The 15,776-nt window shown below is 65.5% G+C and carries 10 protein-coding genes and 1 pseudogene; 5 read left to right on the top strand and 6 right to left on the bottom strand.

Translation table 11 applies throughout. From position 1 onward, the window contains the following. Window positions 1-58: 58 nt before the first annotated feature. Together C491_RS03045 and gatB are read right to left on the bottom strand one after the other, a co-directional pair. Window positions 59-1,072: an MBL fold metallo-hydrolase gene (locus tag C491_RS03045; protein ID WP_005553704.1), complete on the bottom strand. Its 1,014-nt coding sequence runs from the start codon at window positions 1,070-1,072 to the stop codon at window positions 59-61. Between the two features lie 96 nt (window positions 1,073-1,168). Then, window positions 1,169-2,665 (bottom strand): Asp-tRNA(Asn)/Glu-tRNA(Gln) amidotransferase subunit GatB, encoded by a 1,497-nt coding sequence (gene gatB / locus C491_RS03040; protein WP_005553703.1) that lies wholly within the window; start codon window positions 2,663-2,665, stop codon window positions 1,169-1,171. 336 nt (window positions 2,666-3,001) lie between these two features. Between gatB and C491_RS24345 the strand changes: the two are divergent. After that, window positions 3,002-5,006 (top strand): annotated as a pseudogene (locus C491_RS24345) (primary-amine oxidase). A gap of 72 nt (window positions 5,007-5,078) precedes the next feature. Here the strand turns inward: C491_RS24345 and C491_RS03030 are convergent. The 4 genes from C491_RS03030 to C491_RS03015 form a co-directional block, all read right to left on the bottom strand. Further along, window positions 5,079-5,558, bottom strand: coding sequence for a hypothetical protein (locus tag C491_RS03030; RefSeq protein WP_005553702.1), 480 nt, complete (start codon window positions 5,556-5,558; stop codon window positions 5,079-5,081). 251 nt (window positions 5,559-5,809) lie between these two features. Continuing rightward, entirely contained in the window at window positions 5,810-6,826 is a 1,017-nt protein-coding gene (locus tag C491_RS03025; protein ID WP_005553701.1) for a PhnD/SsuA/transferrin family substrate-binding protein, read from the bottom strand. Between the two features lie 134 nt (window positions 6,827-6,960). Continuing rightward, on the bottom strand, window positions 6,961-9,018 hold the full coding sequence (locus C491_RS03020; RefSeq protein WP_005553700.1) for an AMP-binding protein: 2,058 nt from the start codon (window positions 9,016-9,018) through the stop codon (window positions 6,961-6,963). Between the two features lie 8 nt (window positions 9,019-9,026). Further along, window positions 9,027-9,884: an SDR family oxidoreductase gene (locus C491_RS03015; protein ID WP_005553699.1), complete on the bottom strand. Its 858-nt coding sequence runs from the start codon at window positions 9,882-9,884 to the stop codon at window positions 9,027-9,029. Between the two features lie 143 nt (window positions 9,885-10,027). Here C491_RS03015 and C491_RS03010 point away from each other — a divergent pair, with 143 nt between their 5' ends. From C491_RS03010 to C491_RS02995, 4 genes are all read left to right on the top strand, one after another. Continuing rightward, window positions 10,028-10,744: a helix-turn-helix domain-containing protein gene (locus tag C491_RS03010; RefSeq protein WP_049891404.1), complete on the top strand. Its 717-nt coding sequence runs from the start codon at window positions 10,028-10,030 to the stop codon at window positions 10,742-10,744. 84 nt (window positions 10,745-10,828) lie between these two features. Further along, a complete protein-coding gene (locus tag C491_RS03005; RefSeq protein ID WP_005553697.1) occupies window positions 10,829-11,143 on the top strand; it encodes a DUF7518 family protein in 315 nt (104 codons plus the stop codon). A 53-nt stretch (window positions 11,144-11,196) separates the two neighbouring features. Next, window positions 11,197-14,778, top strand: a complete 3,582-nt coding sequence (gene smc, locus C491_RS03000; protein ID WP_005553695.1) for a chromosome segregation protein SMC — start codon at window positions 11,197-11,199, stop codon at window positions 14,776-14,778. Next, window positions 14,771-15,706 carry a segregation and condensation protein A gene (locus C491_RS02995; RefSeq protein ID WP_005553694.1) on the top strand — a complete coding sequence of 312 codons (936 nt, stop codon included), beginning with the start codon at window positions 14,771-14,773 and terminating at the stop codon, window positions 15,704-15,706. Before smc ends, C491_RS02995 begins: the two co-directional genes overlap by 8 nt. The last annotated feature ends 70 nt before the right edge of the window (window positions 15,707-15,776 follow it).

The raw sequence follows: 15,776 nt of genomic DNA, 5'->3' as shown, positions 1-15,776 counted from the left end.
AGCATGACCCTGCACGGTCGATTCCGTTGCGAGAGCCGTCGCTCCGAGGACCGACGAGCTAGACGAGCGACTCGAGATCGGTCGGCCGCTCGAGCAGTCGGTACTCGCCGTCGTCGTACGCGACGACGTCCTCGTGGCGGAGGTGATCGAGGTGGGCGTAGGCCTCGCCGGGGCCGTGGACGATGTGGATCCCCTCGAGGTCGCCAAAGAGGTGGGCGCTGACCGCCCAGGCGTCGGCCGGGCCGTGTTCCTCGAGGACGTCGAGGACGTTTCCGGTCCGCTCGCGGTGGTGGTCGAGGATCGTCTGCGCGCGCTCGGAGGGCTCCTCGATGGGGTCGCGGTGGCCCGGCCAGACCCGGTCGTACTCCCGATCGATAAACGACCGCAGCGTCTCGGCGTAGCGCTCGAGGGGACGCTCGACCCGAACGTCGGCACCGCCGACGTTCGGGGTGTAGACTGGGAGAACGGTGTCGCCGACGAACGCCTCTCCGCCGGTTCGCGAGTCCCCGTCAGTCCCTTCTTCGGCGCGGTCCGTCCCCGCGGCGTCACCGATCTCGAAACAGCAGAGTCCCGCCGCGTGGCCGGGCGCGTGGACCGTCTCGAGGGTCGTCCCGCCGACCTCGAGGACGGTTCCGTCCTCGATGGGGGTCGGTTCCGCGGGCAGCCCCTCGATGTGGACCGAGCCGTCGAGAAACGCGAGCAGCTCTTCGCGGGCGTCCTCGGGAAGCCCCCACTCCTCGAGCAGCGTCTCGCGGCGGTCCTCGAGGGCGGCGACGGCCTCTTCGTCCTGTTCGACGAGGGGAGCGTCGGCCTCGTGGACGTACACCGTCGCGTCGCTCTCACGTTGAATCTCGCCCGCCAGTCCCGCGTGATCGACGTGGAAGTGCGTGAGTACGATGTCGTCGACGTCGGCGAACTCGTAGCCCCGTTCGGCGAGCCCGTCACGAAGGTCGGCCCGGATGTCGTCGGTCGAGACGCCGGTGTCGACCAGCGCGAGCTCGTCCCCGTCGGCGAGGACGTAGGCGTTGTTCCGTCCCTCGAACTCCTCGTTGCCCAGCGTGATCCTGTCCATACCGAGTAGGAAACGGCTACCCGCTATTAGTTTGCGCGATAACAAAACGCCCATCGGCGCGATCGGATCCGACCTCCGCGATAGATGGAGGGAGGATTACTCCTCGAGCTCCGCTCGTAGCAGCTGGTTGACGTCGCCCGGGTCCGCGCTCCCGCCGGTCTTTTGCATGACCTGGCCGACCAGGAAGTTGATCGCGCCGTCGTCGCCCGACTCGTAGTCCGCGACCGCCTCGGGGTTCTCCTCGACGGCCTCGGTGACGGCCTGCTGGACCTCGTCTTCGCCGGTCTTGCCCAGCCCCTCCGCTTCGACGATCTCGTCGGGTCCCTTCCCGTCGTCGAGCATCCCTCGAAGCACCGTCTCGCGGGCGTTTTTCGCCGTGATCTCGTCCTCGGCGACGAGTTCGACGAGGCGGGTGACCTCCTCGAGTCGACCCTCGATGTCCGTAATCTCCATGTCGCGGTAGTTGAGTTCGCCGAGCAGGTTGTCGGCGACCCAGGTCGCGGCGAGGTCAGGGTCGTACTCGCCGGCGACGTTCTCGTAGAAGTCCGCAACCTGTTTCGTCGAGGTGAGCTTGGAGGCGGCCTCGTCGCTCAGCCCGTACTCTTCCTCAAAACGCTCCCGCCGAGCGGTCGGCAGTTCCGGAATCGCGATCTCCTCCTTCCAGCCCGAGACCCGCAGCGGCGGCAGATCGGCCTCCTCGAAGTAGCGGTAATCCTTCTCCTCTTCCTTCGAGCGCATCGAGACGGTGATCCCCCGCGACTCGTCCCAGTGGCGGGTCTCCTGTTCGACCGCGCGGCCGCGCTGGATCGCGTTCTTCTGGCGGGTCTCCTCGTAGGCCAGGGCCTTCTGGGCGCCCTTGTGACTCGAGATATTCTTGACCTCCGTCCGATTGGCCGCGGCGAGCGCGTCCGGACCGATCTCGGTGACGTCGTCGCTCTCGATCTCATCCTCGGGGATGATCGAGAGGTTGGCGTCGATTCGGAGGCTGCCGTCCCGCTCGGCCTCGAAGACGCCCAGGTACTCGAGGACCTCCTCGAGCTCCGAGAGGAAGGCTCGAACCTCGTCGGGACTGCGGAAGTCGGGTGCCGTGACGATCTCCATCAGCGGCGTCCCCGCGCGGTTGTAGTCGACGAGCGTGTACTCCGCGGAGTCGATCCCGCCGCCACCGCCGACGTGTTGCAGACTTCCCGGATCCTCCTCGAGGTGGGCCCGTTCGATCGTTACGGTGCGGCGGTCGCCCTCGACGCTGATCTCGAGGTCCCCCTCCTGACAGATCGGTTCGTCGTACTGGGTGATCTGGAAGTTCTTCGGCAGGTCGGGGTAGTAGTAGTTCTTCCGGTGGAACCGCGTCTCCTCCGGAATGTCGGCGTCGATCGCCTTCCCGATCTTCACCGCGGCCTCAACGGCGCCCTCGTTGAGCACCGGCAGCGCGCCCGGCAGGCCGAGACAGACCGGACAGACGTTGTCGTTCGGCTCGTCGGTCGCCTCGGTCGAACAGCCACAGAAGATCTTCGTGTCGGTCTCCAGCTGGACGTGGACCTCGAGCCCGATGACGGTGACGAGGTCGCCCTGCTGGACGGTCTGGGCAGTCATTGAGCCTCGATTCGGGCCGGGGCCGGTAAAACATAACGGAGCGAGGGCGTCGCGCGGGAACGGAAAGCACGTTCGCCTCGAACGCCGGACGGTAGCATCGGTTCGACAGCTGTACCGGTGATCTCGCAGTCACGGCCGTCGTCGCCCGCTGGAACGGTGGGATCGACTTTTCGAGTGAGTCGTGGGATGCTCCGACTCGCGGGCTCGAGATCGGCGGCGAGAACGCGCCGGGAGATGACTGAGCTTCGGATAGCCCTTCGGACGAGTCGGAACCTGCGTTTCTCGCCCGTGCTGGCCCTAAGAGTATAACTCGGCGCGGATAGTACCCGAGAGAGAATGTCTACCAAAGACAGCGACGCTGGCGGACACCCGCTGGATCCGCTAGCACCGGCCGAGATCGAACTGAGCTGGGCGATCGCCACCGAGGAGCGCGGACTCTCTGAGGACGCTCGAGCGATCGAGATTACGCTCGCCGAACCGCCGAAGGCGGCGCTTCGCGCGTTCGAGGACGGCGACTCGAGACCGGAGCGACGGGCGCGGATCGTCGTCCGCGACAAGGCGGAGGGGGCCTCCTACGAGGGGATCGTCTCGCTCGAGGACGAGACGATCGTCGAGTGGCACGAGATCGAGCGCGGCCAGCCCCGAATGATTGGCGAGGAGTTCGTCGAGGTCGAGGAGACGGTGACCGAAAACGAGGAGTTCCGCGAGGCGGTACGCCGTCGGGGCGCCGACCCCGACCTGGCGATCGTCACGGCCTGGTCGGCCGGCTACGACTTCGTTCCCGAAGATATCGACCGGAATCGGCGACTGGCACACGGAATCGCCTGGGTCCAGGGCGACGCCGAGGACGAGGGCGCGGAGGCGTACAACCGACCGCTGTCGGGGATCCACGCCTGGGTCGACCTCGACGACCGCGAGGTGGTGAAGGTCGTCGACACGGGCCCGAAGACCGAGGACGTCGTGGGAAACCTCCGGACGAGCTACTATCGCGAGGACAAACGCGACCTTCGCGAGGACCTCGAGCCGTACAACGTGATCCAGCCAGAGGGACCCAGTTGGGAGGTCGACGGCCACACCGTCGAGTGGCAGAACTGGCACGTTCGAGTCGGGTTCAACCACCGTGAGGGGCTGGTGCTCCACGACGTCAGCTACGAGGACGACGGCGACGAGCGGACGATCCTCCGGCGGGCCTCTTGGCCGGAGGTCGTCACCGCGTACAATGATCCCGATCCGGACCACGACTGGAAGGCGCCCTTCGACGTCGGCGAGTACGGACTGGGTCGGCTGGCGAACTCGCTGACCGAGGGCTGTGACTGTCTTGGGTACATGCACTACTGGGACGCCGCGCTCAACGACGCCGACGGCAACGCGCAGGTGATCCCGAACGCGATCTGTCTCCACGAGGAGGACTACGGTCTCCTCTGGAAACACTACGACTGGCGGGTGGGCGACCACGAGGTGCGGCGCAACCGACGGCTCGTGATCTCGTTTATCTCGACGATCGGAAACTACGACTTCGGGTTCTACTGGTACTTCTACCAGGACGGGGGTGTCGAGGCGGAGGTTCGGCCTGTCTCTTATACACATCTNCTCCCTCGCGCCATCAGAGATGTGTATAAGAGACAGCCACCAGCACGTGTTCAACTGTCGGCTCGATTTCGAGGTCGACGGTCCGGCAAACACCGTCCGAGAGGTGAACCTCCGGGAAGTGCCCTATGGGCCCGGGGGATACGATCCGACACCCTACGCCGACGCCGATCGAAACCACCTGAACCCGCACGGGAACGCCGCCTACGTCGACCGCACGCGGTTCGAACGGGAGTCCGATGCCCAGCGCCTGACCGACACCCACGCGGGTCGCTACTGGGAGATCGTCAACGAGGACGTCCAAAACGACGCGACCGGCGAACCGGTCGGCTACCGGCTGGTCGGCGGGGACGGGACGAACACCACGTTCCCGATGCAGCCCGGTTCTGGCGTCGTGAAGCGGGCCGGATTCGCGAAGAAGCACCTCTGGGTCACGCGGTACGCCGACGACGAGCGCTACCCAGCGGGCGAGTATCCGAACCAGAATCCCGGGGGCGAGGGGCTGCCGGCCTGGACTGAGGCGGACCGATCGATCGCGGGCGAGGACCTCGTCGTCTGGTACAACCTCTGTCAGACCCACGTCTCGGTGCCCGAGGACTGGCCGATCCTGCCTGCGAAGATGGTTTCGTTCAAACTCCAGCCGGCCCACTTCTTCGAGGAGAACCCGGCGATCGACGTCCCGCCGGAGCACGCGATCAAGGACGTCGAGCGGTGGAGGACCGATCGCCAGGAGTCGATGGAGGTCGACGAGTGAACGGTCGATCACCGCCGCCTCTCGAACGGATCGACACGGAGTATCGGCCGTCCGCCGGCGTTGCCCGCCCGATCAGCGCTCGTCCGAGAGCGTCGCGGTGGTAACCGCGAGAAAGAGGAAGTACGCGAGCGCGGCGACGACGATCGAGACGGCGAGGACGGTCACCCCGACGAATCCCTCGAGCGCCGCCTCGGGTCGCTCGAAGAGGTACACGCCGCCCTCGATGGCGAGGACGACCAGCCCGCCGTAGACCGCGGTGAACGCGACCGCCCGGACGAGCGCTTCCCCGTCGTACCCCGGGCTTCGAAAGAGTTCGACCACGAACAGCAACGCGAGCGCCAGCACGTAAAACGGCTCAGGCACGGCCCCGAAGCCGACGGCGCTCACGGCGAGGTAGCCGTAGTACGCGAGCGCGAGCAACACCCCACCCAGCAGCGTCATCGAGAGCCCGTACCCGCTCGCGTCGTCGACCGTCGGCGCGGTGAACTGTACCCCGTCGCTCGCGTCGTCCGGCGGGTTCGAATCGGCCCCCTCGATCTCGTCCTCGGACATGGCTCTGTACGTCGATTCGACACCCATCCTTAGAAACATTCGCCATGTTACACGTGGGATGACTAACGACGGTACCGCCTCGACGGTCGGCGATCGGCCCTCGGCGTTCCCGTTCGAAGTCCTCGAGCCACGCCACGAGATCCAGGACTCGAGTGCGGTCCGCTTCGGGAGCACGCACCTGGTCTGCGTTCGAGAGGCGAACCCTCGAACGGGCTCGAGACGGCCCCGACGACCGTCCGCGGTACTCGCTTCTACTCGTCCTCGAAGTCCTCGAACTCGAGATCCAGCTCGTCGAAGAGCTCGACGACCAGCTCGTAGTCGTCCCTGTCGGCCTCCTCGATACCGGTAAACCAGAGCTCGTAGTCCTCGTCGACGTCCTCCGGGATGAGATCCTCCTCCTCGGCGTCGAGCAGCGCCTCCCTGACGTCGTCGCGAACGGGCTCGTCCCAGTCGCTCCGAGCCGCGATCGGCGCCCGCGGGAGCGGATCCGAGACGGCGACCAGCTGCAGTTCCTCCGCCCCGTCCTCGAGGGCGCTCCCCGCGTCGTCGTACTCCGCGGAGTGTTCGACAAACTCCTCGTGTTCGTCGAACTGCTCCTGGGGGATCTGCGGCGCGGAGGCGAACGCACCCGTCGCCGCGGCCGCGACGGTGTCGTCGTTGATCATCTGCTCGCGGGTCGTATCGTGGTCGTCCGCGGTCTGGATCTCCAGATCGTTCGCGTCGCCCTGCGGGAAATCGCCGATATCCAGCCCGGCCTCGCTCAGCATCATCGCCGGCGCGAGCGTGCCGCTGAACGACAGGAGCGCGCCGGTGGCCATCGTCTCACCTTCGAGGTCGTCGATCGTTTCGATCCCGCTGTCGGGCGTAGTGATGATCGTCGAGAAGTACAGCGGCCCGCCGAAGGCCGTCCGCATGCCGAGGACGTCGGCGAACTCCTGACTCCCCGGGAGCCCCGTCGGCGACGTGTCGGCGATCTCGGCCTGGTTGGTGTTGAGCGCCTCGAAGGTCTCGACGTAGCTACCGGCGCGGATCAGTTCGATCTCGGCGGCGGTTTCCTCCTCGAGGTACTCCTTCATCGGCGTGTACTCCTCGACGATGTCGGTCTGCTCCTCCGCGGGATTGAGGACGAACCGAACCGGATCGTCGTCCTCCCTGCCGCCGCCGTCGCCCTCTCCGAGGCACCCGGCTAGGCCCGCGAATGCGGCCCCGCCGGTCGCGGTCAGAAACGTTCGTCGGGTGTTGGTACCACGGCGTGATAGCTTCGCCATATTTCGTACCCAGAGTCACTCATTATAAAATCAGCGAGATGCGGCCGCGGGCGTTTCGTACAGCGGCTCGTCTCGGCGACTGATTTGGAACACCGAGCGGGTCGGGTTCGCTTCCGATACCGGTTCGGTCGGTCCTACCGCGCGTCCTCGAGATCCTCGAGCGCGTCGGGGTTCTCGATGCTGCTCATGTCGCCGAGATCCTCGCCGGTGTAGGTCGCTTCGATCGCCCGACGAATGATCTTGCCCGACTGCGTTTTGGGGAACTCATCGACGAACAGCACCTCGCGCGGCCGGAACGGTTTGCCGAGCTCCTCGCCGACCTGCGCACGAAGCTCCTCGCGGAGGTCGTCGCTTTCCTCGCGGCCGTCCTCGAGGATGACGTAGGTGACGACCGCAGTGCCCGTGGTGTCGTCGGGGGCGCCGATCGCCGCAGCCTGGTTGACGGCGTCGTGATCGATCAGCGCGCCCTCGACCTCGGCGGGGCCGACCTTGCGGCCCGCGACGTTCAGGGCGTCGTCGGCCCGGCCGTGGAGGAACCAGAAGCCGTCGGCGTCCTTCTGGGCCCAATCGCCGTGGTTCCACATGTCGTCGAACCGCGACCAGTACTCCTCGAGGTAGCGCTCGTCGCCCGACCACAGCGACTTGGTCATCGACGGACAGGAGTCCCGGGCGACGAGGTACCCCCGTTCGTTGTCCTCCCTGATCGACTCGCCGGTAGCGTCGACGATGTCGATGTCCATGCCGAGGCCGGGGCCACCGAGCGTACACGGCTTGAGGGGCTCGCTCGGCATCGGCATCAGGAAGCAGCCACAGATCTCGGTGCCGCCGGAGATGTTGATTATCGGGGCCTCGCCATTGCCCACGTTCTCGTAGAACCACCGCCAGGATTCGGGGTCCCAGGGCTCGCCCGTCGACCCCAGCAGTCGAAGCGAGGAGAGGTCGTGACCGGAGAGCCACTCGTCTCCGTGCTTTCGAAGCGCCCGGATCGCCGTCGGCGAGATGCCGAACTGGGTCAGCTCGTGGCGGTCGATCATCTCCCAGAAGCGGTCGGGTTCGGGGTGATCGGGTGCACCCTCGTACATGAAGACGGTGCCACCGAAGGTGTGGGTGCCGATCAGCGTCCAGGGCCCCATCATCCAGCCGATGTCGGAGACCCAGAAGAACCGATCCGAGGGCTTGAGATCCATCCCGAAGTGGACCTCCTTCGGACACTGGACCTGGACGCCCGCGTGGGTGTGGACGATCCCCTTGGGCTTCCCGGTGGTTCCCGACGAGTACAGCAGCATCGACTCCTGATTCGACGGGAGAGACTTCGTCTCGTACTCGTCGGACTGGCTCTCGACGGCGTCGGCCCACCACTCGTCGCGGTCGTCGGTCCAGGGAACGTCGCCGTCGTCACTGCTACCCAACCGATCGAAGACGATCACGTCCTCGACGTAGCCGGCCTCCTCGATCGCCTCGTCGGCCGACCCCTTCAGACGGACGGGGCTCCCCCGGCGGTAGAAGCCGTCGCCGGTGAACAGCACCGAACACTCTGAGTCGGCGATCCTGGTCGCCGTGGCGTCGACGCCGAAGCCCGAGAAGATCGGCACCGCGATCGCGCCGACCTTGAAACAGCCGTAGAGGATCGAGGCGACCTCGGGGACCATCGGCATGTAAAGCCCGACCGTATCGCCCGTCTCGATCCCTCGCTCCTCGAGCGCGTTCGCGACCTGATTCGACTGACGACGAAGCTCGTGGTAAGTGATCTCCCGAACCTCGCCGTCCTCACCCTCCCAGATGGTGGCGACCTTGTTGCGCCGCTCCTCGTCGCGGGCGGCGTGGCGGTCGGCGACGTTGTGGGCGAGGTTGAGCTCGCCGCCGGGGTACCAGTCGGTGAACTGGGGTCCCCCGCGGCTCGCGGTTTCACCGCTCGCGTCGTCCGAGGTGCTTTGCGCCTCGCCGTCGTCCCGTACCTCGTCGTACTCCTCGTAGAACTCGATCCCGAGGTAGTCGACCAGCTCGTCCCAGAACCAGTCGACGCCGCTCTCTGGCTCGCCCTCGAGTTCGGTCGTCGTTCGCTCGATCAGCGCCTCGTAGTCGTCGATCCCGTACTCCCGCATGAACGCGGCGACGTTGGTCGATTCGACGAACTCCTCGCTCGGTTCGTGAACGATCTCGTCGACGTCTTCCAGACTGGTGTTTCCTCCCATCGTCACTCTCACTCGTAGGTTAGCGTCATGCCCCCATCAAACAACAGGTCGCCACCGTCGAGGTGTCGGCCGAGATCCGAAAAGCCGAGGACGAAGAGGTTGCCGACGTCGATCGGTTCCATCATCTCCTTGACCCGGGATTGGCCGACCATCACGTCCTCGATCACCTCCTGGACGCTGATACCGCGTTGCTCGGCGGTGTCCTCGAGCTGGGCGGTCACGAGCGGGGTCTTCACGTAGCCCGTACTCACCGAGAACGAGCGGATCTTGCCGTTGCCCTCGGCGGCGATCGACTGGGTGAGCCCGCGCAGCCCGAACTTCGAGACGTTGTACGCGACCTTGTCGCTGGTGACGTAGTGGGCGTGGACCGACGCCATGTTCCCGACACAACCCTGTCCGTCCTGAGTGTCCCGGAAGTGGGGCATACACAGCTTCGAAAGGTACAGCGGTGCCCGGAGCATGATCTCGTGGAGCATATCGTAGGTCTCCATCGGGAACTCCTCGATCGAGTCGATGTGTTGCATCCCCGCGACGTTGGCGAGGTACTTGAGGTCGCCGAGTTCGGCGGCCTCGGCGACGATCCGTTCGATGTCGTCGTCGACCGTGAGATCGCCCACGATCGGGACGATCTCTCCCTCGAGACCCAGCTCCTCGCCGCGAGCGACGGTCTCCTCGAGGCCGGACTCGTCGATGTCCGTGATCGCGACGGTGAGGCCGTTGCCCGCGGCCGCCAGCGCGGTCGCCTGACCGATACCCGATCCACCACCCGTGACCAGACAGACGTTTCGGTCGGTAAAGGAGTCGTCCGAGATCGTGTGAATATCTTCCCGCGTGATCGTCGGCGGGCTCACTTTGTCCTGAGGCATACCGTGTAGGTGGATCGCAGGGCGCTAAAGCGACCCTGTTAACATATCAACGGCGGTTGCCGACCCGCCGTCGCGGCCGCAGTCCGCGTCGCCCGCAAATGCGAACGATTAATATCCGTATTATGGTTATAATGTACCGTGCTATGATCGACCTCGATCTCGACATGCGGCAGTACGACTGCCCGTTCATCGACACGACCGACGACGTCGACGTCGCGTTCTCTGCCGTCCAGTGGCAGCTCGACACCGACGCCGAGAAGCTCGAGACGCGGCTTATCGCGAAGGGAGAGTCGGCGGCGGCGCTCGACCAGGGACTCCACGAGCTTCGGACCCACCCGAACATGCGCGACTGTTACATCCTCACGAAACGGGACAACGTCGCTCAGATCGGGACGACGATCGAACAGACGAACGCGATGCGGGCGATCCAGGAGAACGACGGCTACATCACCGGTCCGTTCCGGATCGAGGACGGTCGCGAGCGCTGGCACGTCGGCTTCGACGACGACGACGCCGAGGATCGCACCCTCGCCGAACTCGAGCGACACAACGACTACGAGGTCGAGGATCGCGACCAGTTCGGCCCGACGACGCTGTTCGACCTGCTCGAGAACTCCGACAGCGCGCTTCGCCTGCTCGAGGGCTGTCGTTCCCTCACCGAGACCGAACAGGAGACCTTCGAGGTCGCCTCGAAGAACGGCTACTACGAGACGCCCCGCGAGACGACGCTCGACGAGCTGGCCGACCACTTCGACATCTCGAAGACCGCCGTCTCGATGAACCTGCGACGCAGCGAGCGCAAGATCCTGAAGGCCGCACTGGGTGCGATCGAGGGGATGGACGATCACGACGAGCTGTAGTTTGGTACAGATTCACAGTAAGTTACCAGAACTGTTAGTTGTGTCTGACGTACGTTTATGGTTCCAGACCATTCCCTAGATGGTATGTCGAACAACCGCGTGGAGCAACTCGAGTCGACCGTCGCCGAACTCGAGTCGACCGTCGAGGGACTGACGAGTGAACTTATCGAGGCGAAAGAACGAATTCGCGTCCTCGAGGCCGAACTGGACGCCGACACGCCGACCCGCGTTCCGGAGCGGCGAAGCGAGAGCGAGGAGCCAGTCGACGAGGAGCCACCCGAACAGTCGGAGTCGGCGGACGACGCTACCCCCGAAGCCGAGCCGGAATCGGACGAGGACGGCGAGAGCGACGCCGACGAAACGGAAGACTCAGGTAGCGACGACATTATCGTCGCATAACCGCACCGCAGCCGGGCCGAGACGGCCGAGTTGACGGAGGATTCGAGAAGGGTATGTACATCAAGGCGCTCGTCTTAGACAACTTCAAGAGCTTCGGACGCAAGACCAAGATTCCGTTCTACGAGGACTTCACCGTGGTTACCGGTCCGAACGGCTCCGGGAAGTCGAACATCATCGACGGCGTTCTCTTCGCGCTGGGGCTCGCTCGAACCCGGGGAATCCGTGCCGAGAAGCTGACCGACCTCATCTACAATCCCGGTCACGAGGACGACGCTTCCTCGAGCGGTCCCCGCGAGGCGACCGTCGAGGTGATCCTCGATAACACCGATCGAACGCTCGAGCGGTCTCAGGTCGTCAACGCCGCCGGCAGCGACGACGTCGGCGACGTCGACGAGATTCGTATCCGTCGCCGCGTCAAGGAGACCGAGGACAACTACTACTCCTACTACTACCTCAACGATCGCTCGGTCAACCTCTCGGACATCCAGGACCTGCTCGCACAGGCCGGCGTCACCCCGGAAGGGTACAACGTCGTTATGCAGGGTGACGTCACCGAAATCATCAACATGACGCCCTACGCCCGTCGGGAGATCATCGACGAGATCGCGGGTGTCGCGGAGTTCGACGCGAAGAAAGAAGACGCCTTCGCGGAACTCGAGACGGTCCAGGAGCGGATCGACGAGGCCGAACTCCGGATCGAGGAGAAACGAACTCGACTCACCCAGCTCGAGGACGAACGACGGGAGGCGCTTCGCTACCGACGGCTCCGTCGCGAGAAGGAGGAGTACGAGAGCTACAAGAAGGCCAGCGAGCTCGAAGAGAAACGCGAGGAGCTCGACGGGCTCGAGGCGACCGTCGACGACCTCGACTCCGAACTCGAGGGACTTCGGCGTACGTTAGACGAGCGCCAGGGAACGGTCGTTCGCCTCCAGGAGGATCTCGAGGATTTGAACGCCGAGATCGAGCGGAAAGGCGAGGACGAACAGCTCCGGATCAAAGGCGAGATCGAGGAGATCAAGGGCGACATCTCCCGGCTCGAGGACAAGATCGAGGCCAGCGAGGAACAGATCGAGGCCGCCGAATCCGACCGACGGGAGGCGTTCGTCGGGATCGACCGCAAGCAGGAACAGGTCGACGAGCTCGACGCCGACATCCGCGAGCACAAACTCGAGAAGGCGTCGGTCAAGACCGAGATCGCCGAGCGAGAGGCCGAACGCGACGAGCTCGAGGCCGAGATCGACGCCGTCGACACCGAGTTCGACGAGCTCAAGGCGGACCTCGCGGAGCGCAAGGAGGACCTCGAGGTGGTCAAAACGGAACGAAACGATCTCCAGCGCGAGCAGGATCGGCTGCTCGACGAGGCCCGCCGACGCTCGAACGCCATCAGCGAGAAAGAGGCGACGATCGAGGAGAAACGCGAGGAGCTTCCCGAACTCGAGGAACGGGAGTCGGACCTCGAACGCGAGCTGCAGAAAGCCGAGACGAACCGCGAGAACATCGCGAGCGTCGTCGACGACCTGAAAGCCGAGAAGCGCCGAACCCAGTCCGAACTCGACGAGCTCGACGACGAGATCCAGGCGAAACAACAGGAGTACGCCGAACTCGAGGCCAACGCCGGCGAGAGCGGCGACTCCTCCTTCGGTCGCGCGGTGACGACGATCCTGAACGCGGGGGTCGACGGCGTCCACGGCGCGGTCGCACAGCTGGGGTCGGTGCCGGGCGAGTACGCCGTCGCCTGCGAGACCGCCGCGGGCGGCCGGCTCGCGAACGTGGTCGTCGACGACGACGGCGTCGGGCAGCGGTGTATCGAACACCTCAAATCGCGCAACGCCGGGCGCGCGACCTTCCTCCCGATGACCGACATGCACGAGCGCCGACTCCCGTCGGCGCCGACCGATCCCGGTATCGTCGGCTTCGCGTACGATCTCGTCGAGTTCGACGAGCGGTACGCGGGGATCTTCTCGTACGTCCTCGGCGATACGCTGGTCGTCGAAGACCTCGAGACGGCCCGCTCGTACACGGGCGACTACCGGATGGTTACGCTCGACGGCGACCTGGTCGAGAAAAGCGGCGCGATGACCGGGGGGTCCCGGAAGGGCTCTCGGTACTCCTTCACCGGCGGCGGTGAGGGCCAGCTCGAGCGCGTCGCGAAACGGATCACCGACCTGCAAGAAGAGCGCGAGGAGCTGCGCGAGGAGCTGCGGAGCGTCGAGGATCGCCTCGACGACGCCCGCGACCGAAAGACGGACGCGGCCGACGAGGTCCGCTCGATCGAGAGCGAACTCGAGCGCATCGAGAGCGACCGCGAGACGGTGCGGGACGAGATCAACGACCTCGAGAGCGAACTCGAGGAGCTGCGCGAGGAGCGCGAGTCGGTCGACGAGCGGATGACCGAGATCTCCGACGAGATCGACGCGAAGACCGAGCGGATCGAGGCGATCGAGGCCGACATCGACGAGCTCGAGACCGAACTCGCCGACTCGAAGATCCCCGAACTCACCGCGGAGATCGAGGAGCTCGAGGCCGAGATCGACGAGCGCGAAGAGCGCATCGACGACCTCGACGGCAAACTCAACGAGCTTCGCCTGGAGAAGGAGTACACCGAGGACGCGATCGAGGAGCTCCACGACGACATCGAGGAGGCCCAGAATCGGAAGGCCGACCACGAGGACCGGATCGACGACCACGAGGCGACGATCGAGGAGAAACGCGAGGAGCTCGAAGGGAAACACGAGGCCGTCGCGGCACTCGAGGACGAGCTGACCGAGCTCAAGGCCGACCGCAGCGAGCTCAAGGAGGAGCTCGCCGACGCCCGAACGAAACGTGACCAGCAACAGGACCGGGTCAACGCCGTCGAGAGCAAGCTCGAGGACAAGCGGGGTCGGCTCGAGGACCTCGAGTGGGAGATCGAGAGCCTCGAGGCGGAGGTCGGCGACTACGATCCCGAGGACGTGCCCGACCACGAGACGGTTCTCGAGACGATCGAGCTCCTGGGAGCCGACATGGAGGCGATGGAGCCGGTCAACATGCTCGCGATCGACGAGTACGACGAAGTCCGGGAGGACCTCGCGGAGCTCGAGGAGGGGAAGGCGACGCTGGTCGAGGAGGCCGACGGGATCCGCGACCGGATCGAGCAGTACGAGACCCAGAAGAAGCGGACGTTCATGGACGCTTACGAGGCGATCGCGGGCCACTTCACCGAGATCTTCGAACAGCTCTCGGAGGGGACCGGATCGCTGCACCTGGAGGACGAGGACGACCCCTTCGAGGGCGGGTTGACGATGAAGGCCCAGCCGGGCGACAAGCCGATCCAGCGTCTGGACGCGATGTCGGGCGGCGAGAAGTCCCTGACCGCGCTCGCCTTCATTTTCGCGATCCAGCGACACAACCCGGCGCCGTTCTACGCGCTCGACGAGATCGACGCCTTCCTCGACGCGGTCAACGCCGACCGGGTGGGCGAGATGGTCGACGAGCTCTCCGGGGACGCTCAGTTCGCGGTCGTCTCCCACCGCTCGGCGATGCTCGACCGTGCCGAGCGCGCGATCGGGGTGACGATGCAGCGGGACAACGTGAGCGCGGTGACCGGTATCGATCTGGGCGACGGGGAGACGACGGAGGTTCCGGCCGATGACTAGCGACTCCGACGACGAGATCCCGCTGAATATCACCGGACACGACGAGCGAGCCCGACCGAGCGACGATGAGGCGGTGTTCGAGTTCGACGACGAAGAGGTCGGGCCGGTCGACGACGATAGCGAAGACGACGATAAGGTCGAGCCCGTCGAACTGCTCGTCCAGCTCGCCGAGAACGGGGAGATCGACCCCTGGGACATCGACATCGTCGAGGTGACCGATCGGTTCCTCGAGGCGCTGGACGACGCCGACCTGCGGACCTCGGGTCGGGCGCTGTTCTACGCCAGCGTCCTGTTGCGGATGAAAAGCGACGAGCTGTTCGGCCCCGCCGAACCCGAGGAGGAGGAGCTGCCACCGTGGGAGGCCCCCTTTGCCGACGAGGCGCCGATTCAGGAGGGCGACGACGCACCTGCGTTCGACCCCGTCGAGGGACTCGAGGCGGAGATGGAACGCCGTCTCGAGCGAAAGCAGGCCCGCGGGAAGCCCGAGACGCTCGACGAGCTAGTTCGTGACCTCCGGGACGCCGAGCGGGACACCTGGTGGAAGGAGTCCCGGAGCTACGACACGAGCGACTCGCCTCGGGGATACGATCGCGGCGTCCAGGAGCTGAGCTACCACGCGGAGGACCAGTTTCGGGTCGACGACGAGCCGACCAGCGACGACGTCACGCATACGACCCACGAAGAGGACATCGAGCGAGTGATCGACGACGTCGCGACCGAACTCGAGACCCGGTACGAGCGGGGCCGCGAGGAGGTCCTGTACGCCGAGATCGACGAGGTCGGCGGCTCGCGCGTGATGACGTATCTCGCCGTGCTCTTTCTCTCTCACCGAGGGACGATCACGCTCGAGCAGGACGAGCTGTTCGGTGATCTCTGGCTCCGGCGGGCCGACGCCGACACCGATCGGGCCGAGCCGGTAGCGAACTAACGGTCGTTGCAAAACTGGGAGCGGGTTCGGTCGGGCAAACCCGCACGCGACCCACTACAGACGAGGGAGA

This window comes from Natronococcus amylolyticus DSM 10524, assembly GCF_000337675.1.
Taxonomy (GTDB): Archaea; Halobacteriota; Halobacteria; order Halobacteriales; family Natrialbaceae; genus Natronococcus; species Natronococcus amylolyticus.
Note: the sequence above shows the minus strand (reverse complement) of the source record. Positions and strands in the feature narration are given on the sequence as shown.